Origin of the sequence: Streptomyces sp. L7 (genome assembly GCF_050990935.1) — a bacterium.
GTDB lineage: Bacteria > Actinomycetota > Actinomycetes > Actinomycetales > Microbacteriaceae > Leifsonia.
In genome coordinates, this window is the sequence record NZ_CP194644.1 from 3,320,597 (window position 1) to 3,341,514 (window position 20,918).

Below are 20,918 nucleotides of genomic sequence, written 5' to 3' on the forward strand. Positions count from 1 at the left end.
CACATCGGCCTCGGTTTCCGTCTGTTTCTTCTGAATCGACGACCGATTTCGTGGTGAAAAGGCTTGTTCTCAGGTCCGGGAGTTGCTAACGTCCCCCTGTCGCATACGCGACCCTAGCCAGGGAGAGCAATGACGCAGGAATATTCCCGGCCGGACTCCGCCGCACCCGACAGCGGAGCCGACCCTCGCGGGGGCGAACACAAGCACGAGCTGCAGGCGAACGGGGTGAGCGCCGCCGGCTCCATCGTGATGGCCGTGGCGGGCAGCGCGCCCGCGTACTCCATCGCGGCCACCACCGCGACGCTCGTCGGCGCGGCGGCACTCGGCGCTCCGGCCGCACTGCTCTGGTGCGGCCTCCCGATGCTCGGCATCGCGTGGGCGTTCCTCTATCTGGGTCGCGCCGACGTGAACGCCGGTGCCACCTACTCGTGGGTCGCCCGGGCCCTCCACCCGATCCTCGGCTTCCTGTCGGGCTGGGCGCTGGTCGTCTCGGCGACGATCTTCATGGTCGCGGGAGCCCTCCCGGCCGGCGCGATGACGGTGACGCTGTTCGCGCCGGACCAGGCGAACAACGCGTGGCTGATCACCGGCGTGGGCGCGATCTGGTTCCTCGTGATGGCGGCGTGCGTGCTTTTCGGCGTGCACGTGACTGCGCGGGCGCAGTGGATCATGTCCCTCATCGAGGTGGGCATCCTCATCCTCTTCGCCGTGCTGATGATCGTGCGCGCCGCGACGAGCAGCCACGCCGGGCCGTCCTTCTCGTGGGACTGGCTGGGCTTCAGCCACCTGACCGGCCAGGGCGTCTTCGTCTCGGCCGCGCTCATCGCCGCCTTCTACTACTGGGGCTGGGACGTCTCCTCGAACCTCAACGAGGAGACCAAGGACGGCCACAAGAACGCGGGCTCCGCCGGCATCATCGGCATCGTCATCGTGTTCCTGCTGTTCGAGATCTTCACCATCGCGACACTGGTCATGCTCCCGTCGAAGACCATCGAGCACAACAGCGCCAACATCCTCTCGGTCCTCGGCGACGCGGTCTGGCCGGGCATCGGCGGGAAGATCCTCGTGGTCGCCGTCGCGCTCTCCACCATCGCGACGCTGGAGACCACGCTCATCCAGGTGACCCGCACGCTGTTCGCGATGGGCCGCGACCACACCATCCCGAAGGCGTTCGGCCGGATCCACCCGCGCTGGCGGACCCCGGCGTTCGCGACCCTCATCGTCGTCGGCGTGTCGGTCGTCCTGTTCGTCGGCTCCAACCTGCTGGGCTCCGTCGGCGAGATCATGACCAACGCCATCGCGTCGATCGGCATGCAGATCGCCTTCTACTACACGCTCGCCGGTCTCGCGGTGGTGGTCGCCTACCGCCGGGTGCTGTTCAAGTCGGTGAAGAACGCCCTGCTGATCTTCCTCTGGCCGCTCGCCGGCGCGATCTTCATGGGCTACATCTTCGTGCAGGGCATCGGGCAGAACGATCCGATCGTCAACATCCTGGGCGTCGGCCTGATCGTGGTCGGCATCGTCCCGCTCGTGCTCTTCTACCGCAAGGGCAAGGGCTACTACACGCGCCGTCCCCTCGAACTGCCGGATGAGCTCGACGCGAAGGCGCCGGCCAACATCGACGACAGGGACCCGGCCGCGCTCTGACCCAGCGGAGCGCGGCCCCGCCGGCCCGACCCGACCGCCGAGCATTCTCCGACCCCGGGGTGCTCGGCGGTCGCGTTCGCGCGCGTGGCGGAGTCTTCGACGCCGCGTAGAGTGGGACGCATGAGTTCGCGCGGAGCACGGGTCGCCCGCGGCTTCGCGGCCGCCGGCGTCGCGACGCTCGTCGCCGCGCTGTTCCACATGGCGGGAGGCGGACAGGCGCCCAGCGCCGTCGCCCTCGCGCTCAGCCTCGTCTTCTCGTCGCTCGCGAGCATCGTCCTCGTCGGCCGTCGGGTGGCACTCTGGCGCGTGACGCTTTCCGTAGTGGTCAGCCAGTTCCTCTTCCACGCCCTGTTCGCTCTGAGCCCGTCGGCGAGCTTCAGCGGAATGCCGATGGGCGGCCACCTGCACGCGGGCATGCACCTGACCCTCGTGCCGGGCGCGGCTGCGGTGTCCGACACCGCGACGGTCGGCCCCGCCTTCCTCGGCGAGGACGTCTGGATGTGGCTCGCCCACGCCGCGGCCGCCGCGCTGACGATCGCCGTGCTGCTGCGTGCCGAGCGGACGCTGCTCGCCGTCGCGCGCTTCACGTTCTTCCGGCTGCGGCGGTTCGCCGACCGGGTCGCGGCGGTGGCGCCGGTGGTGCCGGGCCGTGTCCCCACGCCGATCGACACCGTCCCTGCGACCCTGCACGCCGTGGAAGCCCTGCTCGGGACGCTTCGGCACCGGGGTCCGCCGCGGGTCGTCGTCCCGGCCGGCTGAACGCTTTCGCTCGTCGCCGTCCGGGGAAGCCAGCTCACGACCTCCCCACCCGGTCGCCCCGCGCGGCCGAGAAATCGGACGAACCCATGAACAGTACCTCCGCGCGCACGACCGCGCGCACCCGCACCTCGCACACCCGCACCCGCACCTCCTGCGTCCGGACGCTGGGCATCGCCGGCGCCGCCTCGCTCGCCGCCGTCGCCCTCACTCTCTCCGGGCCGCTCGCGGCCAGTGCGCACGTCACCGTCGGCCCGAACCAGGCCGCGCCGGGCAGCTACGCGACGCTCACCTTCACGGTCCCCACCGAGTCGGCGACCGCGGGCACCGTGAAGCTGGAGGTCGACCTCCCGACCGACACGCCGCTCGGCTCGGTCGTGTATCAGCCCATCGCCGGCTGGAGCACCCAGGTGGTCACCGAGAAGCTCGCCAAGCCGATCAAGACCGACGACGGGACGGTGAACGAGGCCCCGGTCAAGGTCGTCTGGACAGCCGCGTCCGGCGTGCAGGTGGCGCCGGGCCAGTTCCAGCAGTTCGTCTTCTCGGCGGGCGCGATGCCCGACACCGGCAGCATCCAACTCCCGGTCCACCAGTACTACTCGGACGGCACCGTCGTGAACTGGGACCAGAAGACGCCGGCCTCCGGCGCGGCGCCCGAGCACCCCGCGCCGACGGTCTACCTCAACGACGCGGCCCCGGCCGCGGACGGCACCTCGTCGGGAGTGCTCGCCACCTCCGGCGCGACCGCGCCCGCCGCCGCCTCGCCGGGCGCTGCGGCGGTCGCGATCGGCCTCGGCATCGGCGGACTCGCGCTGGGCGCCATCGCGCTCGTCGTCGCGGTGTTCGCCGCCACCCGCCGTCCGCGCACGGCGGCGGCCCCGAAGGAGCAGTGACATGACGAGAATGACGACGCGCGTGCTCGCCGGGATCGGCGGCATCCTGGCGACGGTCGCGCTGGCTCTGGCGCCCTCCGTCGCCGCGAGCGCCCACGACTACCTGGTGGACGCCTCGCCCGCGAGCGGCGCCACGCAGACCGAACCGCTCACCCAGGTGAAGCTGACGTTCAACGACCGCGTGCTCGACCTGGGCGGAGACGGGTCGTCCGCGATCCTCCGGGTCACGGCGGGCGGCCGGCACTACGAGACGGGATGCCCGACCATCCTCGACGCCACGATGACGGCGCCGGTCGCGCTCGGCGCCGCGGGCGCGTACACGGTGGACTGGCAGATCGTCTCGGAGGACGGCCACACGGCGTCCGGGTCGTACGGCTTCACGTACCACCCGCCGGCCGGAACGTCGGCTGCGCCCGGCAGCGCCGCGCCCGGTTGCGCCGCCCGGTCGAACGTCGTGGCGACCCCCGGCGCCGCCGCGCCCGCGCCGACCTCCACGGCGTCGACGTCCGTTCCCACCAAGGCAGGGTCCGACGACAACCTCGGCCTGGTCATCGGCATCGCGGTCGGCATCGTGGTCCTGGCCCTGCTCGGAGTCGTCATCCTGCTGCTCACGCGCCGCAAGCCCCCGACCACGCCCTGACCGACCACCGCCGAGGGGCGCGTAAAGGCCCCCACGAGCACGTTTCAGGGCGTCTACGTGCCCCGCGGCAGGTCAGGAGTGAGGCCGCTCGGCGCGTGCGTCGTCCCGTGTGCGCTTCCTCGCGCTGGGCGCGTCCAGCAGCGACAGCCAGAACAGCAGGCCCAGCAGCCCGAAGATCACCAGCCCCAGCGCCAGATCGGTCCACTCGAACGGGATGAGCGTGCCGTCGATCGACAGCACGAGCCCGGTCTCCAATATCCCGAACACCAGGAAGAACACCCCCAGCAGCGTGCGGGTGAGCCGGATGCGCCCGCGGCGGTGCACCTCCACGCGCCGCAGCTCGACCATGAGCGTCAGCAGCAGCAGCGGGAGGATCTGCGCGAGCGTGGCTGCGGTCTGGCCGTCGAGCAATACCACTCGCGCGTCCAACGGGTCGATCATGTGAGTCAGGGTAGTCGCGTCGGAATACCCCTGGCACAACCAAAGTTGAGCCTATTAGACTCAACTTTGTCACAGGACTTCGAAAGGAAACCCAGGAGTATGGCGAACATGCAGGGCGCCCCCTCCACGCAGGAGGACGCCAAGAGCGCGCTCGAACAGTACGGTATCAACCTCACCGAGATCGCAAAGAGCGGCAAGCTCGACCCCGTCATCGGGCGGGACGCCGAGATCCGCCGCGTGAGCCAGGTGCTGACCCGGCGCACCAAGAACAACCCGGTGCTCATCGGCGAGCCCGGCGTCGGCAAGACGGCCGTCGTGGAGGGGCTGGCCCAGCGCATCGTCGCCGGCGACGTCGCCGACTCGCTGAAGGGCAAGCAGCTCGTCGCGCTCGACCTCTCTGCGCTCGTCGCCGGCGCGATGTACCGCGGCCAGTTCGAGGAGCGGCTGAAGGCCGTCCTCAAGGAGATCAACGACGCCGAGGGCGAGATCATCACCTTCGTGGACGAGCTGCACATCCTGATGGGCGCCGGCGGCGGGGAGGGCTCGGTCGCGGCCTCCAACATGCTCAAGCCGATGCTGGCCCGCGGCGAGCTGCGGCTGATCGGCGCCACCACGCTCAACGAGTACCGCGAGTTCATCGAGAAGGACGCCGCTCTGGAGCGCCGCTTCCAGCAGGTGTACGTCGGAGAGCCCAGCGTCGAGGACACGGTCGCCATCCTGCGCGGCCTCAAGGGCCGCTACGAAGCGCACCACGGGGTCACCATCGAGGACTCCGCACTGGTCGCCGCGGCCTCCCTCTCCAACCGCTACATCACCGCGCGCCAGCTTCCGGACAAGGCGATCGACCTGATCGACGAGGCCGCCAGCCGGCTGAAGATGGAGATCGACTCCGCCCCGGTGGAGATCGACACCCTCCAACGCCAGGTCGAGCGCATGAAGCTGGAGGAGTTCGCGCTCAAGAAGGAGAAGGACGACGCGAGCAAGGACCGCCTCGAGCAGCTCCGGCAGCGCCTCCACGAGCAGGAGGACACCCTCGAGGAACTGCAGGAGCGCTGGCGTGCCGAGAAGGCCGCGCTCAACCGGGTGGGCGAGTTGCGCTCGCAGCTCGAGGAGGCCAAGACCCGCCGCGACCTCGCGCTGCGCGACGGCCGCTACCAGGAAGCCTCCAAGATCGAGTACGAGACCATCCCGAACATCGAGCGCGAGCTGGCGGAGGCCGAGCAGGCCGAGCACAGCCACCCGCGCATGGTGAACGAGCAGGTGACCGCCGACGACATCGCCGCGGTCGTGGCCGCGTGGACCGGCATCCCGGTCGACCGGCTCACGCAGGGCGAGACCGAGAAGCTGCTGAACCTGGAGCACGAGCTCGGCCGCCGCATCATCGGCCAGAAGAAGGCCGTGCAGGCGGTCTCCGACGCTGTGCGCCGCACCAGGGCGGGCATCTCCGACCCCGGACGCCCGACCGGCTCGTTCCTGTTCCTCGGCCCGACCGGCGTGGGCAAGACCGAGCTGGCGAAGGCGCTCGCCGCCTTCCTGTTCGACGACGAGAAGGCGATGGTGCGCATCGACATGAGCGAGTACGGGGAGAAGTTCTCCGTCTCGCGGCTCGTCGGCGCCCCTCCCGGCTATGTGGGTTACGAGCAGGGCGGCCAGCTCACGGAGGCCGTGCGGCGCCGACCGTACTCGGTCATCCTGCTGGACGAGGTCGAGAAGGCGCACCCGGAGGTGTTCGACGTGCTGCTGCAGGTGCTGGACGACGGCCGGCTCACCGACGGCCAGGGCCGCACCGTGGACTTCCGCAACACCATCCTGATCCTGACCTCCAATCTGGGCAGCCAGTTCCTGGTCGACCCGACCCTGAACGAGACCGAGCGCGAGGAGGCCGTGCTGCAGATGGTGCGGCAGGCGTTCAAACCGGAGTTCGTCAATCGGCTCGACGACATCGTCGTCTTCTCGGCGCTCAGCAAGGAGGAGCTCGGCGAGATCGTGGAGCTGAACATCGACCGCCTGATGCGGCGGCTGGAGGAGCGTCGGCTGGAGCTGGCGGTCACCCCGGACGCCCGGCGCTGGCTGGCCGAGCGCGGCTACGACCCGATCTACGGCGCACGTCCGCTGCGTCGGCTGATGCAGCGGGAGATCGAGGACCGGCTGGCCACCGAGCTGCTCGCCGGCGAGATCCGCGACGGCGACACAGTGCGCGTCGACCTCGACCCGTCCGGCGAGCGGCTGACCGTCGCACCGGTCCGCGAGGAGGCCTAGTCACGCAGGCGCGGGCCGGCCGTCAGCGGTCGGCCCCCGTCGCCATCAGCAGATAGCCGAACTGCTCCGCGACGACCGCGAAGCCGTGCCGCTCGTAGAGTCGCTGCGCGCCGCGGTTCTCCTCCCACACGGTGACGGTGAGCCGGCGGTGCGCGGCGAGCAGCCCGGTCAGCACGCTGGAGGCGATTCCGCGGCCGCGCCGATCGGCGAGCACGGCGAGCTCCACGACATGCGTGCGGCCGTCCTCGTGGTGCAGCGTGACGGTGCCCACCGGCTCCGCGCCCTCCAGGACGATGGAGGTCTCGGCGTCGGGGTAGCGGTCGCGACGGTCGGCCGAGTGCGCGCGGTACTTGGGGCCGAGCGCGGGGTCGAGCTCGGCGCTCTGCGCCCCCGGGAGCTCCCAGCGCCGGGCGTCCCGGAAGACGCGCCGGAGGAAGGGCTCGTCCGCGGAGGTCGCCGGCCGCAGCGTCACGGCGCCGGGCCGGACGGCGGCCGGTGTCGTGGACGGCCCGGCGCCGACCGGATCGACCGCCTCGATCGGCTCGACGGGCCGCAGCCGGACGGTCAGCGGCTCGGTGGCGCCGCGCTCGGACACCCCGAGCACGAGCGTGCGCAGCGCCGTCACGGCACGTCGCGACACGTCGGGCACGGGCGATCCTTCCTCGGCTCGTCGCGGCGGGGTTCCGCGGAGCACGGATGCGAGCTTAGGGCATCCACCGGGCGGTCCTCTGGCCCGCAGAGAGGGGGTATTCACCTGCCTCGCGTAGGCTGGGAGGCATGCTTGCGACCATCATCCACGGAGAGCGCGACGTCCGCCTCGAAGAAGTCCCCGACCCCGTCCTCTCCACCGGCGGAGACGCCATCGTGCGCGTCGTCGCCGCATGCGTCTGCGGTTCCGACCTGTGGCCGTACCGCGGCGTCACCCCGACTGCGTCACCGCGCCGCATCGGCCACGAGTTCGTCGGCGTCGTGGAGGAGGTCGGCTCCGACGTGAGCACGATCTCGGTCGGCGATTTCGTGATCGCCCCGTTCTACGACTGCGACATGACCTGCGCGAACTGCAAGAACGGCGTCAGCACCTCGTGCCTGCACGGCGGCTGGTGGGGCGCCGACGACCGGCTCGGCGGTTTCGCCGACGGCGGCCAGGGCCAGAAGGTCCGCGTCCCGCACGCCGACGGCTCGCTCGTCGCGACCCCGGAGTACCCGCGGGCGGAGCTCATCCCGAGCCTCCTCACCCTGTCGGACGTCATGGGCACCGGCCACCACGCCGCGGTCTCCGCCGGCGTCACCGAGGGCAGCACGGTCGTCGTGGTCGGCGACGGCGCGGTCGGCCTGTGCGCCGTGCTCGCATCGAAGCGGCTCGGCGCCTCCCGTATCGTCGCCATGTCGCGGCACGAGTCGCGCCAGGCGCTCGCCCGCGAGTTCGGCGCGACCGACATCGTCGCCGAGCGCGGCGATGAGGGGATCGCGGCCGTCAAGGAGCTGTTCGACGGAGTCGGCCCGGACTGCGTCCTGGAGGCCGTGGGCACCAAGGAGTCGATGGACCAGGCGATCCGGTCGGCCCGTCCTGGCGGGATGGTCGGCTACGTCGGCGTCCCGAACGGCGGCGCCGAGCTGCCCATCCGCACACTGTTCGGCACGAACGTCGGCGTGAACGGCGGCGTCGCCCCCGTCCGCAACTACGTGGAGGAGCTGCTGCAGGACGTCTGGTCGGGCGCGATCGAGCCGGGCAAGGTGTTCGACCTGGAGCTGCCTCTGGAGGACATCGCCGAGGCGTACGCCGCGATGGACGAGCGCCGCGCCATCAAGACGCTCGTGCGGCCGTAGTTCTCAAAGCGAAGGAGGGCACGTCGCGTTCGCGACGTGCCCTCCTTCGCGTGTTGCGGGGGTTTCCGGGTACGGGGGTTTCCGGGTTTGCGGGGCGGGAGTGTCTCAGGAGTTGACGAGCACGACCTCGTCGAGCGCACTGCGGGTGCGCGGGGCGAGCTCGCGCTCACGCAGCGGCTCGGGCAGCGAGTCCACGTCGCCGAGCATGCCGACGGCGGTGACGGAGACCGGCACGAAGCGCTCCTCGATGTCGAACGCCGCGCGGATCCCCGCGGGGTCGAAGCCGCCCATCTGGTGCGTGTGGAGGCCGTCGTGGTGGGCCTGGACGCTGAAGTGCGCGACCGCCTGGCCGACGTCGTAGGTCGCCCAGCGACGCTCGTTGCCCTCGGCGTCGACGACCTCGGCGAGGGCGACGACGAGCGCTCCGGCCGCGCCGGCCCAGGCCTGGTTGAAGCCCATCAGGTTGGCGACGATGGCGTCGAACGCCTCGCCGCCGCGCCGGGCGACGATGAACCGCCACGGCTGCGTGTTGTTGGCGGACGGCGACCAGCGTGCGGCCTCCAGGGCGGCGGTCAGCTTGTCGTCGTCGATCACGGCCTCGGTGTCGAAGGCGCGCGGGCTCCAGCGCTCGGCGAGCGCGGGCAGCAGCGGGAAGGACGTGTCGGCGGTGCGGGTGATGGTGTCGGTCAGCGACATGGGATGGAACTCCTCGACGGTGAATACGGGATCACGAGGCTCCATTGCCCGGCTATGTCGATGTGAACACATGGACCTGGGAGAGTATTCCAGAATTCGGTGACGTGTCTCCGAATTCTGGCGCCCTACAACCAGTCCTTCCGCTTGAACGTCAGGTACAGCCCGCCGCAGCCCACGACCATCAGCAGCGTGGACATCCACAGGCCGCCCATCGAGTTGAACCCCGGGTACGGCAGGTTCTGCCCATAGAACCCGGTGACAGCCGCCGGGACCGCGATGATCGCCGCCCAGCTCGTCACCTTCTTCATGATCACGTTGAGGCGGTTGCCTTCCATCGCGATCTGCGTGTCCGACAGCGCCGTCACCAGGTCGCGCAGCGAGTCCGCCCACTCCACGTGGTGCACGCCGCGGTCGTACAGGCCCTGGAACAGCGGGAACAGCCCCGAGCTGACGCAGTCCGCCTCGCGGCGCAGCAGTGCGTCGACCGCGTCGCGGAGCGGAAGGAGGCAGCGGCGCAGGCGGGAGGCCGACTTGCGGAGCTGGTACACGCGGTTCTGGATCACGGCGGGCTTCGCGCCGGGGGCGAGGAGGACATCCTCGATGTCGTCCAGCTCGTCGTCCAGGGCGTTGAGTGCGGCGCCGGCCTCACCGAGCAACTGGTCGAGGACGATCCACAGCAGCCAGCCGACGCCCTGGTCGCGGTGCCGCTTCTCGGTGGTCAGCCGCGCGCGCAGCGGCTCGAAGTCGAAGTCGCCGTCGTGGTCGAGGATCAGCAGCCGCGGCAGCACGTAGATGTGGAGGTCGGCGACGACGAGCTGGAACGTCGGCTCCTCGAGCTGCACCCGGTGGGTGGAGAGGCGCACGTGCTCGCCGGCGACCATCGGCATGTGCCCGGCGGAGGCCGACGCGGGCGGGTGGACGAGGTCGTGCGCGCCGAGGCGGTCGGCGAGCTCGGCGAGCTGCAGTCGGTCGGGGTCCTGGATCTCGAGGTACCCGAACGCGGTCGACGTCTGCAACTCCTCCATGAGCTCGGCGAGCGACCCGACGTCCGTGCGATCGTCCCCGTCGAAGAGCGTCCCCCGAAGCTGGAGCGACCCCTCCTGAACCTGCTGCGACACACGACCTCCTCGTTGGCTGACGCTCCAACCTACGACCTCCCCGCTGAGTCGTCGCCGGTCGACGGTGATGGAGTTCTCAGGAAACGGGCGCGGTGATGCCCCAGTTGTGGTGGCACTTCCCGCGCGCCCGGCCGCTGCCTGGGCGACGCTGACGCGGCGCAGCGCTCAGGGCACCAGGTCCTGGTACTGCGGCAGCGATCCGTCCAGCACCGGTACGTAGAGCGTCTCCGTCATCGTGCTGGTCTGGAACGTCACCGGCGACAGCGACCCCGGCTTGGCGTCGAGGCCGTCGAAGGTGACGGTCTGGCCGTCGGAGGTGCCCAGCTGCACCGACTCGGCGGCCTTCACCGTCACGGTCTCGGAGCCGGCCGGCGTCACGATGCGCACGTCTTCGCTCGACTCGCCCTGGTTGACGAGGGTCGCGACCAGGCTCACCGGCGAGGACGACTGGGCGGTGAGCAGCACGGCGTTGCCGATGAAGATCGGGCCGATGTCGCCGTTCACGCCGTCCGCGGTCTCCTGGATGTACTTGGTGTCCTGCGGGGCCAGCAGGTCGCAGCCGGTCAGGAGGCCCAGCACGGCCACCCCGACGAGTGCGGCGGCGACCCGGCGACGCGTCCGCGCGGGCGTCCCGCCGCGTCGGGCGGTGCGGGGTGCGAAGCCGGCGTCTGCGCTCACGGCGTCAGCATAGTCCCGGCCCGATGCCCGCAGTAGGTCCAATCGCGCGGCCGACGGCGGCGGTCAGCGCAGCCCGAGTCGCTTGAGGGTGTGCTTCTCGCTCTCGCCGTTGTCGGTCTCCACCTCGTCCACCGCGATCGGGATGTTCGGCCCGATCGCCAGCCACACGAAGCCGTCGCGGTGCACCAGCGGGACCAGGTCGGTGGTGCCGTCGCGCAGCAGGGTCCGCACGCGCTTCAGGAGGGCGTAGCCCTCGGACGGCAGGGTGACGTAGGTCTTCCTGCGGTAGTGGACGACGTGCGCCACGGTCTTGGCCTTCAGGCCCGCGATCTCCGCGGCGGGGAACGGTTCGGCGGCGGGCGCGGCGTCCTTCGTGTCGGTCATGGCACGAACGGTACGCCTTCGCGGCCGGCCGCGGCAGCGGACACTGTCGACGGGGGCCCCTGCCCGCGGCCGCCGGGGCCTTCCCCGCGCGCTCGCCGTCGCCCTCGCGGACGCAGCAGGCGGCCGCGGAGTCCGGCACCTGGTGACTCCAGGTGCTGCGGACGACGCGGCCGCCCATGCGCTCTACTCCAGGCTGGGCTTCCGTCCGGCATCGCGCCACGCGTACTGGACGGCGCCCGCGGGCTGAGCCGCTCCTACTGCGCCGGCCCTCCCGCCAGCGCGCTGACGTGCACGTAGTCGAAGCTGCTCGTGTACCCGGCGCCGCCGAGCGAGATCAGCCCGATGCGGGGATGCGCACCCAGGTCGGCGGTCCAGGTGTCGCCGCGGTCCCAGTGGCCGCCGTCGATGCTGGTGTACGCCGTGTAGGTGTCCGTCCCCTGCTGGACACGGTGGACGATGCGAAGGTATGTCCGGTCGGCGACCGGCCCGACCACGCCGTTCCCATAGCTCGGGTATCCCGCGGGCACCGGCGCGACGTGCTTGCCGAACTCGGTCTGCCGGGTGTTCCAGATGCTGTTGGACGTCAGCCGCACGTAGTTGCCGTCGTCGCCGTAGACGATGAGGCCGCCCTGCACGTAGTTGTGGACGCTGCCGTCGTTCGGCGTGCTCACCGACACCTTCGTCTCCACCACGTAGTCGCCCGACGGCGCCGCCTCGGTGAGCACCGACGCGAGCGGAGTGGAGGGCGGCTGAAGGTCGGCCGCCTGGGTCTGCCAGGTCAGCGTCCCGCCCTTCACCGCGTAGGTGGACGGGTCGGGCCGGCGCACCCAGCTCCAGTTCGCGCCGAGCGCGGTCCCGTCGAACTCGGTCGAGCGCGCGAGGTCGGGGCGGCCGGGACGCGGGTCCGGGGCGTACGCCGGCTTGTACGCCGTACGCTGACCGGGCTGTGCCGCCGGGCCGGGCATGACGGAGTCCGACGGTCCCGCCCCGGCGCGCACCGACGGCCAGCCGCCCTGCCAGTCGAGCGGGTCGATCAGCACCGGGCGCTTCGTGTAGCCGACGTCGCCCGCGTAGTACGGGTCGTTCTTGTCGACTGCGTGGTAGACCATCCAGTCCTGGCCGCCGAAGTCGGTGACCACGGCGGTGTGTCCGGCGCCGACCCAGCGGTTGCCGTTCTGCGCGAGCACCGGGGTGCCGCCGACGCGGTTGGCGAGGATCGGCACGCCGTCCCGGTCGACGAACGGCCCGAGCGGGCTGCGCGACCGCGCGGCGAAGACGCTGTAACCGGTGAGCGGACCCGCGCAGCAGTTCGTCGCGGACCCGAGGAAGTAGAACCAGCCGTCGTGCTGCACGATGTTCGTGCCCTCGTACCGGTTGTCGATCGCGATCGGCGTCTCGGTGGACGAGATGGAGGCCAGGCCGTCGGCGCTGAGCTTCCGGGCGAAGACCCCGCCGAAATAGCTGCCGAAGTAGACGTAGCTCGTGCCGCCGGTCGTGATCACCTCCGGGTCGAACTCCCAGCGCCGCGCGTTCGGGTCGGCCGGATGCGCCTGCGGGGCGACGACCGGGGTGCCGGTGTCGGTCCACGGGCCGGTCGGGCTGCCGCTGGTCGCGACGCCGACCGCCGAGCCGCCGCCGGGCAGCGCCGAGTCGGAGGCTGCGTAGTAGAGGAAGTAGCGGCCGTTGCGGAAGACGACATCCGGCGCCCACATCGACCCGTTCGCTCCGAGCCACGACGGTTTCTGCGGGAACGCGTCGCCCACGTAGTTCCAGTGCGTGAGATCGGCGGAGCGGTACATCGGGACGTTGTGCATCACGAGCGACCCGTCCGCAGCCTTCTCGGTCGCGGTGAGCGCGTCGGTCGTGCAGTAGAGGTACCAGTCCGTGTCGCCGTTCGTGGCGCCGTGGATGACCGACGGGTCGGCGCAGCTCTCCGCCGTCTCGCCGGAGGGGAGCTTCAGCGTCATCGGGTTCTGGTAGCTCCCCGGCATCGCGGGGCGCCCCGACGCCGAGACACCGGCCGCGACGCCGGGCGAGCCCCTGGCGACGACGCCCCAGGCTCCGCGGCCGTCGCGGGCGCGAACGGCAACAGTGCGACGGTGGCGGCGATCGCGAGAGCGATTGTCGTGGTGCGCATGAAGACTCCTTCGTCTGGATGGATGGATGGTGCTTCAGGCCTCCTGGCCGGTCACCGCCCGGCGGATGCGCGCGAGCGGGACCTTCGGCTTCCGGTCCTCGAACACGAGCCCGTTGGTCTCCTGGCCGGTGTCGGCGAGCTGGGTGTAGCAGAAGCCGGCGAGCCCGTCGCTCGCCCGGACGGCGTCGAACAGCGCGTCGAGCCGGTCGGCGAACTGGTCGGCCGTCGCGGCGGACGAGTAGCCCCAGGCGTCGTCGCTCGGCCGTTCGATGTAGGAGATGCCGCCGAACTCGGTGAGCATGATCGGCACATCCAGCCGCTGCGCGCCGTCCACGACGAGCCTGCGGCCGGGGAAGGTGTGCGACGAGCTCAGGATGTGCTCGCGCGAACGGTACCGCTCGCGGACCGCCTCCGGGTCGGCGTCGTAGTCGTGGATGCTCAGGATGTCCGACTCCACGTGCTCCCAGCCGTCGTTGGACACCACCGGCCGGGACGGGTCGAGCGTCTTGGTGGTGTGGACGAGCGCCTTGGCGTACGCGACCATCCGCTGGTCGTGGGCGAGGTGCTGCACGCCCCAGCTCTCGTTGAGCGGCACCCAGGTGACGATCGACGGGTGCGAACGGTCACGGTCGAGGATGGCGATCCACTCGGCCATCGTCCGCTCGACCGCGTCGGCGTCGAACGCGTAGGCCGCCGGCGCCTCCGCCCAGATCAGGAGACCGAGCCGGTCGGCCCAGTACAGGAAGCGCGGGTCCTCGTACTTCTGGTGCAGTCGGGCCGCGTTGAAGCCGAGCTCGAGGATGAGCTCGGCCTCGCGCCGCAGCCCCTCCGAGTCGGGAGCGGCCGAGTGCGACTGCGGCCAGTAGCCCTGATTGAGAACCGACCGCAGGTACACCGGCCGGTCGTTGAGGAGGTACTGGCCGTTCTCGACCGCGATCGACCGCAGGCCGAGGTAGGAGTGCACGACGTCGCCGGTCGCGCCGCCCGCGGTCACCGCGATGGTGGCGTCGATCAGGGTCGGGCGCTGCGGCGACCACAGCAGCTCCTCGTAGGCCTGGCCGTTCTGCTGCCGGGCGACCGGCACGACGAGCTCGGCGCGCGTGCCGGAGACGACGACCTCCACCGACGCCAGCGACTGCTCGACGTGCGCCAGCTCCAGCCGCACGCGCGACCCCTCGGGGAGGCGTTGGGAGAATCGCAGGTCGGCGGTCACGATGCCGCGGTGGATGTCACTGCTCCAGTGCACCTGGGCCACATGGAGGGCGGGCACGCCCTCCAGCCAGACCGGCTGCCAGATCCCGGTGGTCCGGTGGTACCAGATGGAGTGCGGGCGCTCGCGCCAGTCCTGCTTGCCGCGCGGCTGGGAGACGTCGAACGGGTCGTCCTCGGCGCGGACGGTGATCGTCAGCTCGTCGCCTTCGATCAGGTCGGTGATGTCGAACGTGAAGGGCGTCTGGCCGCCCTCGTGGCGGCCGGCCAGCCGGCCGTCGATCCAGACCTCGCACCGGTAGTCGACCGCGCCGAAGTGCAGGAGCGTGCGCTCGCCCTCGGGGAGGTCGTCCACCGCGATGCGGCGCGCGTACCAGACGACCGGGTGGAAGCCGGTGTCCCCGACTCCCGAAGCCGGCGACTCCGACGGGTACGGGACCTCGATCCGGCCGGGGAAGTCGTCGCGGCGCTCCCAGTGCTCGGCGTGGCCGCGGTCGTCGTCGTCGAACGCGAAGGTCCAGGTGCCGCCCAGGTCGAGCCACGCGGGCCGGATCAGCTGCGGCCGCGGGTGGCTGCCGTCCTGGTCGCTGGCGCGCAGGGCGGGTCCGGACGAGCGGTGTCTGGTGGGGATGGAGTCGAGCACGCCCCAAGCATGCCGCAACTATCCAGCGCTGTAAAGTCAGAAAATCGCGGGCGCGCTCTCCCGCGTCACCAGGGTGTACGGGACGAGCTCGTGCCGCCCCACGCCCCCGAAACCGGCGACGCGCTCCAGCAGCATGTCCATGGCCCGCGAGGCCAGTGCCCGCATGTCCGGGGCGATGGACGTCAGCGACGGGTAGGTGACCTCGGTCATCGGGGTGTCGTCCCAGCCCGTCACCACCACGTCCTCCGGCACCCGCACCCCGCGCTCGTGCAGGGCGCGCAGCGCGCCGATCGCGGCGAGGTCATCGCGGCAGACCAGCCCGTCGAACTGCAGCCCGGCGTCGAGGGCGGCCCCGACGGCGGCGACCGCGCTGGACGCGCTGATCGCCGTGGTGGAGATCAGCAGGCCCGGTTCCGGCGTGATCCCGGCCTCCTCGAGCGCCTGCTGGTAGCCGGCGATGCGCAGGGTGGAGGTCCGCGTCAGGCCGCCGGCCTCGTGGCCGACGAAGCCGATCCGGCGGCGGCCGTGCGCGATCACGTGCGCCGTCGCCGTGCGGGCCGCTGCGACGTTGTCCACCATGAGCTGGTCGACGGTGAGCGGCGCCGCGTTCTCGCCGAGCACCACGAGAGGGATGTCCGCGCGGTTCTGCGCCAGCTCTGTCGAGTTCATCAGGCTCGGCTGGAAGAGCATCCCGTCGACCAGCCCGGACTCGCTGGCCGAGACGACCGCGCGCTCGCCGTCCAGAGTGCCCTCGGTCTGCTCCAGCAGCACGCGGTAGCCGCGCTCCTCCGCGGCGTCGGCGATGACCCGGGCGAGCTCGGCGAAGTAGGGGATCCGCACGTCGGCGAAGGCCAGCGCGATGAGTCCTGTGCGCCCCGTCGCCAGGCGACGGCCCATGACGTTCGGCCGGTAGCCGAGCTCGTCGATGGCCTTCTGGACGCGCTCGCGCATCTTGGCGCTGACGTGCGGATAGTCGCGCACGACGTTGGAGACGGTCTTCATCGAGACGCCCGCGTACTCCGCGACGTCCTGCAAGCGAACAGCCATGTCGGCTCCTGTCTCCGTGGCACTGTGAGCACGAGTGTACCGTCGGAGGAAATCCGCTACCGCTTGACAGCAAATATCTAGCGCTGTAAACATGCAGGGACACCATCGGCCCCTCCTCGGAACAGACCGCCGCATCTCAGCGGCTGCGGGGAGCACTCAAGGGAGAGATCACATGAAGAAGCGATTCGCGGTGCGCGCGGTCGCAGCCGCCGTCACGGTGGGGCTGGGCCTCGCGCTGACGGCGTGCGGAAGCAACTCGGGTTCCGGAGGCTCCGAGGTCTCCTCGGGCGACTACACCGGCCCGAAGGTGACCATCAGCTTCTGGAACGGCTGGACCGGCGGCGCCGCCCCGGTCCTCGTGCCGAAGATGATCGACAAGTTCAACTCCGAGCACAAGAACATCGTCGTCAAGGACGTCCCGATGCAGTGGTCGGACATCGCCCAGAAGATGCCGCTCGCGGTCAAGGCCGGCAAGGGCCCGGACGTCGCCGTCGGCCACGGCGACGACATCGCCACCTACGCGGCCCAGGGCCTCGTGCTGAAGGCCGACTCGATCGTCAAGTCCCTCGGCTACTCGGCGAACGACTTCCCCGCGGGCCTGATGGACGCCGGCAAGTACAACGGCGCCCAGTACGCAGTGCCGTGGAGCGTGACGCCGCTCGGCCTCTACGTCAACAAGGACGTCCTCCAGAAGGCCGGCGTCGACCCGAGCTCGATCCCCGCGGACAAGGCCTCCTACGAGGCGGCCCTCGCCAAGCTCAAGACGGCGGGAGTCCAGGGCGAGTGGGTGGACGGCTACGTGTTCACCGGCACCTTCGAGTTCGAGAGCCTGCTCTGGCAGTACGGCGGCGACCTCTTCGACAAGCCGGTCACGAAGGCCACCTTCAACTCCGAGGCCGGAGTCAAGGCGCTGACCTGGATGACGGACCTCATCAAGAACGGCTACAGCCCGTCGAACGTCGCCCAGGACGGCAACATCAACGCCCTCATCGCCGGCAAGACCGCGTTCAACTGGAACGGCGTCTGGCAGACCACGAACACCGCGTTCGGCAAGCTGAACTGGCAGGCCGTTGCTGTGCCGCAGATCGGCGACAAGAAGGCCGTGTGGTCGAGCTCCACCCACTGGATGTTCATGAACAACAAGGGGCAGGACAAGAACAAGACCGCCGCGGCCGCGACGTTCGTCAAGTGGATGAACGACAACTCGGCCGACTGGCCCAAGACCGGTGAGCTGCCCGCCAAGAACTCGGTGCGCGACGACCCCAAGCTGGTCAAGGACTACCCGGCCCTGAAGCCGTTCCTCGACGAGCTGCCGTACGCCCACTACGAGAGCACGGCGCCCGGCATCAGCAGCGTGGAGGCCACGATCACCACCGCGGTGAACGAGGCGATCACGGGCAAGAAGAGCCCGCAGCAGGCGCTCGACGACGCCGTCGCCAAGGCGAACGCGCTGATCAAGCAGAACAAAGACACCTATGGCAACTGACACCGACTCGCTGGTGGCGCCCCGGGAGACCGGGGCGCCCCGCCCGCGCGGTTCGGCACGGTCCGCCCGGTCGACCCGGTCCGCACGCGGTGCGGCCGGACGGCCGGGCGGCCGTCGTCGCACGGGCGTCGCCTACCTCTTCCTGGCGCCGTTCCTGGTGCTGTTCCTGGTGTTCGTGCTGGCTCCGGCCGTCTTCGGCCTGTGGATCAGCCTCACCAACTGGAGCCCGTTCCGCGCGACGCAGTCGTTCGTCGGGCTGAAGAACTACCTCGAGCTGTTCACCCCCGGCAGCGCGACCTCCGGTGACTTCTGGCAGTCCATGCTCGCCACCGGCATCTTCACCGTGGCGAGCGTGCCGTTCCTGCTGCTCGTGCCGTTGCTGGTCGCCGTGCTGCTGAACCAGCGCATCCGCGCGGGCTCGTTCTTCCGCGCGATCTTCTTCGCCCCGTACGTGCTGGGCGTCGCCGTCATCGGCGTGATCTGGAAGTACCTGCTCGACACCCAGTCGGGCATCGTCAACCACGTGCTCGGGATGATCGGCCTGCCCGACAACCTGCCCTGGACCGTCGACGTGCCCTGGGCGTGGATCTCACTGGTCGGCGTCACGGTCTGGTGGACGATGGGCTTCAACACCGTCATCATCCTGGCCGGCCTCAAGGGGATCAGCGCCGACCTCTACGAGGCCGCTGCGCTCGACGGTGCGGGTCCGTTCCGCCAGTTCCTCAGCGTCACCCTCCCGGGCCTCCGGCAGGTGATGACCTTCGTGGTGACCATCACGATCCTCGCCAGTGCGAACATGTTCGGCCAGTCGTTCCTGCTCACCAAGGGCGGCCCGGGCAACCAGACCCGCACGGCGATCATGTACATCGCCGACCAGGGCCTGTCGCAGAACAACATGGCGGCGGCATCGGCCATGAGCTACGTGCTGTTCGCCTTCCTCGCCATCATCAGCATCGTCAACTTCCGCATTCAGCGGGAGCGGTCAGAGAAGAGCGCCTCATGACGACCGTGACCTCCCGCCCGGACTCCGGGCGACCCGCCCCGGACGGGGCCGAGCCGAGCCGGCGCATCCGGGCGCGGCGCAAGCAGACCCCGCAGCAGGCGCTCCGCAAGAGCGTGCTCTACGCGGTGCTGATCGTGCTGGCGCTCCTCGTGTTGCTGCCGCTGCTGTGGATCCTGCTGACGTCGTTCAAGACCGACGGCGACGCCATCCGCAACCCGTACTCGGCGCTGCCCAACCCGTTCTCGTTCGACGCCTACGCCACCATCGCGAACGGGCAGCAGCCGGTGTTCCGCTGGTTCCTCAACAGCCTGGCGGCTGCGGCGCTGCAGTCGGTGATCATCCTGGTCACCGCCTCCCTCGCCGCGTACGCGCTCGCCCGGCTGGAGTTCGTGGGCAAGCGGATCGTGTTCGGCCTGATCGTGGCGACGCTGCTGGTGCCGCCGGTCATCTTCCTCATCCCGAACTACCTCATCGTGCAGAACCTGGGCTGGCTCGACTCCATCTGGGCCATCACCATCCCGGGAGCCGCGAGCGCCTTCGGTGTGTTCTTCCTGCGGCAGTTCTTCATCGGGCTGCCCGCCGAGATCGAGGAGGCCGCGCGCATCGACGGGGCGGGCGACCTGCGCATCTTCCTGCAGATCGTCGTCCCGCTGGCGCGGCCTGCGCTGGCGACGCTCGCGGTGCTGAGCTTCCTGGCCAACTGGAACGACTTCCTCTGGCCGGTGTACGTGCTGCTGAGCCCGGAGAACCTGACGCTGCAGCCTGGACTGTCCCAGCTCCAGGGCGCCTACTCGACGCACTTCGCCATCGTCATGGCGGGCGCGGTCGTCGCGTCGGTCCCGGTGCTCATCCTCTTCTTCTTCGCGCAGAAGCAGATCGTGGAGAGCGTCGCGACCAGCGGGGTCAAGGGGTGAGGCGCAGGCGGGTCGGTGCGGCGGCGGGCACTGTGCTCGCCGCCGCGTTCGCTCTCGGGGCGCTCGCGGGGTGCTCGGCGGACGCTGCAGCGCCGAGTGCGTCGCCGACGACCGCCGCGTTCCAGCTCGACCGCGACTTCCCGGACCCGGGTGCGCTCGTGGTCGGCGACCGCGTCTACGCGTACGCGACGAACGCGCCGGGCAAGAATGTCCAGTTCGCCACGAGCGCCGACATGCGGCACTGGGCGATGAGCGATACCGATGCCCTCCCGGACCTGCCGTCGTGGGCCACGCCGGGCAAGACCTGGGCTCCCGGGCCTGCCGCGCTCCCGGGCGGCCGGTTCGCGCTGTACTTCACTGCGACGGACGCGGCCAGCGGCCGTCAGTGCATCGGCGCCGCGTTCGCGACCGACCCGGCCGGCCCCTTCACGTCGCCGTCCGCCACTCCGCTGGTCTGCCCGGTCGATGAGGGCGGCGCGATCGACGCGAGCGTGTTCACGGAGGACGACGGCACCCGGTTCCTGGTGTGGAAGAACGACGGCAACTGCTGCGGGCTCGACACCTGGATCCATGCGCAGCGGCTCTCCGCCGACGGGACCGCGCTGGTCGGGGCCGGCACGAAGCTGATCAAGCAGACCGAGCCTTGGGAGGGCCACCTGGTCGAGGCGCCCGTGATCGTGAAGCACGCCGGCTCGTACGTGCTGCTGTATTCGGCGAACGACTACGGCGGCGACTCGTACGCGACCGGCGCGGCCACGGCGGCCGGCCTCCTCGGCCCGTACGCGAAGCACACGGGCCCGATCGTGTCGACGGCCGGCAGTGGAGGTCGTTACCTCGGCCCGGGCGGCGCCGACCTGGTGACCTTCCGTGGGAAGGACTGGATGCTGTTCCACTCCTGGGACGACGCGGCCGCCTACCGCGGTCTCCATGCCGTGCCGGTGACCTGGCGCGGTGGCGTGCCGGTGCCCGCGACCTGACCCTCCCCGAGGTTCGGCTGATACGACAGGCGTTAACCACGATGCCGGGCGGTGTGGATACTAGGGTTACTCCACACAGCCCGGCATACGTTTCGGGGTTATCGCTGGAGGATTATTCGGGTTCCTCCGTCGACTCTTAGAGACTATCGCATGTGTCGGCCAA

Annotated in this window: 19 protein-coding genes and 1 pseudogene; 11 read left to right on the top strand and 9 right to left on the bottom strand. The window is 70.5% G+C overall.

What is annotated here, in order from left to right; genetic code table 11:
* The first annotated feature begins 249 nt into the window (after positions 1-249).
* The 4 genes from ACR5MH_RS16900 (at position 250) to ACR5MH_RS16915 (ending at position 3,936) form a co-directional block, all read left to right on the top strand.
* Positions 250-1,647, top strand: coding sequence for an APC family permease (locus ACR5MH_RS16900; protein ID WP_433862666.1), 1,398 nt, complete (start codon positions 250-252; stop codon positions 1,645-1,647).
* A gap of 120 nt (positions 1,648-1,767) precedes the next feature.
* Positions 1,768-2,406, top strand: a complete 639-nt coding sequence (locus ACR5MH_RS16905) for a hypothetical protein (protein ID WP_431348246.1) — start codon at positions 1,768-1,770, stop codon at positions 2,404-2,406.
* Positions 2,407-2,492: 86 nt separating this feature from the next.
* A complete protein-coding gene (locus tag ACR5MH_RS16910; RefSeq protein WP_431348247.1) occupies positions 2,493-3,296 on the top strand; it encodes a YcnI family copper-binding membrane protein in 804 nt (267 codons plus the stop codon).
* Position 3,297: 1 nt separating this feature from the next.
* Entirely contained in the window at positions 3,298-3,936 is a 639-nt protein-coding gene (locus tag ACR5MH_RS16915; RefSeq protein WP_431348248.1) for a copper resistance CopC family protein, read from the top strand.
* A 72-nt stretch (positions 3,937-4,008) separates the two neighbouring features.
* Here ACR5MH_RS16915 and ACR5MH_RS16920 read toward each other — a convergent pair whose 3' ends face one another.
* Positions 4,009-4,377 carry a hypothetical protein gene (locus tag ACR5MH_RS16920; RefSeq protein ID WP_431348249.1) on the bottom strand — a complete coding sequence of 123 codons (369 nt, stop codon included), beginning with the start codon at positions 4,375-4,377 and terminating at the stop codon, positions 4,009-4,011.
* A gap of 132 nt (positions 4,378-4,509) precedes the next feature.
* On the opposite strand from ACR5MH_RS16920, the pseudogene ACR5MH_RS16925 reads away from it, so the two are divergent.
* Positions 4,510-6,636: pseudogene (locus ACR5MH_RS16925) on the top strand (ATP-dependent Clp protease ATP-binding subunit); the annotation flags it as partial.
* 22 nt (positions 6,637-6,658) lie between these two features.
* On the opposite strand, the gene ACR5MH_RS16930 reads toward ACR5MH_RS16925, so the two are convergent.
* Positions 6,659-7,285: an N-acetyltransferase family protein gene (locus ACR5MH_RS16930; RefSeq protein ID WP_431348251.1), complete on the bottom strand. Its 627-nt coding sequence runs from the start codon at positions 7,283-7,285 to the stop codon at positions 6,659-6,661.
* A gap of 128 nt (positions 7,286-7,413) precedes the next feature.
* Here ACR5MH_RS16930 and ACR5MH_RS16935 point away from each other — a divergent pair, with 128 nt between their 5' ends.
* The gene (locus tag ACR5MH_RS16935; RefSeq protein WP_431348252.1) at positions 7,414-8,463 is read left to right on the top strand and encodes a zinc-dependent alcohol dehydrogenase family protein; all 1,050 of its coding nucleotides are present in this window, start codon (positions 7,414-7,416) and stop codon (positions 8,461-8,463) included.
* Between the two features lie 105 nt (positions 8,464-8,568).
* Here the strand turns inward: ACR5MH_RS16935 and ACR5MH_RS16940 are convergent, their stop codons facing one another.
* The 4 genes from ACR5MH_RS16940 to ACR5MH_RS16955 all read right to left on the bottom strand — a co-directional run bounded on the left by ACR5MH_RS16940 (position 8,569) and on the right by ACR5MH_RS16955 (position 11,339).
* Positions 8,569-9,159, bottom strand: a complete 591-nt coding sequence (locus tag ACR5MH_RS16940) for a nitroreductase family protein (protein ID WP_431348253.1) — start codon at positions 9,157-9,159, stop codon at positions 8,569-8,571.
* A 125-nt stretch (positions 9,160-9,284) separates the two neighbouring features.
* Positions 9,285-10,277 carry a CorA family divalent cation transporter gene (locus tag ACR5MH_RS16945; protein ID WP_431348254.1) on the bottom strand — a complete coding sequence of 331 codons (993 nt, stop codon included), beginning with the start codon at positions 10,275-10,277 and terminating at the stop codon, positions 9,285-9,287.
* A 165-nt stretch (positions 10,278-10,442) separates the two neighbouring features.
* Positions 10,443-10,955 carry a hypothetical protein gene (locus ACR5MH_RS16950; protein ID WP_431348255.1) on the bottom strand — a complete coding sequence of 171 codons (513 nt, stop codon included), beginning with the start codon at positions 10,953-10,955 and terminating at the stop codon, positions 10,443-10,445.
* A 63-nt stretch (positions 10,956-11,018) separates the two neighbouring features.
* Positions 11,019-11,339 (bottom strand): hypothetical protein, encoded by a 321-nt coding sequence (locus ACR5MH_RS16955; protein ID WP_431348256.1) that lies wholly within the window; start codon positions 11,337-11,339, stop codon positions 11,019-11,021.
* On the opposite strand from ACR5MH_RS16955, the gene ACR5MH_RS16960 reads away from it, so the two are divergent.
* Positions 11,338-11,586, top strand: coding sequence for a GNAT family N-acetyltransferase (locus tag ACR5MH_RS16960; RefSeq protein ID WP_431348257.1), 249 nt, complete (start codon positions 11,338-11,340; stop codon positions 11,584-11,586). The two genes, ACR5MH_RS16955 and ACR5MH_RS16960, sit on opposite strands and share 2 nt — an antisense overlap.
* A 7-nt stretch (positions 11,587-11,593) precedes the next feature.
* Here ACR5MH_RS16960 and ACR5MH_RS16965 read toward each other — a convergent pair whose 3' ends face one another.
* The 3 genes from ACR5MH_RS16965 to ACR5MH_RS16975 form a co-directional block, all read right to left on the bottom strand.
* On the bottom strand, positions 11,594-13,306 hold the full coding sequence (locus tag ACR5MH_RS16965) for a family 43 glycosylhydrolase (RefSeq protein WP_433861976.1): 1,713 nt from the start codon (positions 13,304-13,306) through the stop codon (positions 11,594-11,596).
* 204 nt (positions 13,307-13,510) lie between these two features.
* Positions 13,511-15,328: a glycoside hydrolase family 2 protein gene (locus tag ACR5MH_RS16970; protein WP_431348258.1), complete on the bottom strand. Its 1,818-nt coding sequence runs from the start codon at positions 15,326-15,328 to the stop codon at positions 13,511-13,513.
* A gap of 36 nt (positions 15,329-15,364) precedes the next feature.
* Positions 15,365-16,375: a LacI family DNA-binding transcriptional regulator gene (locus ACR5MH_RS16975; RefSeq protein ID WP_431348259.1), complete on the bottom strand. Its 1,011-nt coding sequence runs from the start codon at positions 16,373-16,375 to the stop codon at positions 15,365-15,367.
* A gap of 172 nt (positions 16,376-16,547) precedes the next feature.
* Here ACR5MH_RS16975 and ACR5MH_RS16980 point away from each other — a divergent pair, with 172 nt between their 5' ends.
* The 4 genes from ACR5MH_RS16980 to ACR5MH_RS16995 are packed head-to-tail and all read left to right on the top strand — an operon-like array spanning position 16,548 to position 20,755.
* Entirely contained in the window at positions 16,548-17,861 is a 1,314-nt protein-coding gene (locus ACR5MH_RS16980) for an ABC transporter substrate-binding protein (protein WP_431348260.1), read from the top strand.
* Positions 17,851-18,864: a carbohydrate ABC transporter permease gene (locus ACR5MH_RS16985; protein ID WP_431348261.1), complete on the top strand. Its 1,014-nt coding sequence runs from the start codon at positions 17,851-17,853 to the stop codon at positions 18,862-18,864. The genes ACR5MH_RS16980 and ACR5MH_RS16985 overlap by 11 nt, the downstream gene beginning before the upstream one ends.
* The gene (locus ACR5MH_RS16990) at positions 18,861-19,778 is read left to right on the top strand and encodes a carbohydrate ABC transporter permease (protein WP_431348262.1); all 918 of its coding nucleotides are present in this window, start codon (positions 18,861-18,863) and stop codon (positions 19,776-19,778) included. Before ACR5MH_RS16985 ends, ACR5MH_RS16990 begins: the two co-directional genes overlap by 4 nt.
* Positions 19,775-20,755 (top strand): glycoside hydrolase family 43 protein, encoded by a 981-nt coding sequence (locus ACR5MH_RS16995; RefSeq protein WP_431348263.1) that lies wholly within the window; start codon positions 19,775-19,777, stop codon positions 20,753-20,755. The genes ACR5MH_RS16990 and ACR5MH_RS16995 overlap by 4 nt, the downstream gene beginning before the upstream one ends.
* The last annotated feature ends 163 nt before the right edge of the window (positions 20,756-20,918 follow it).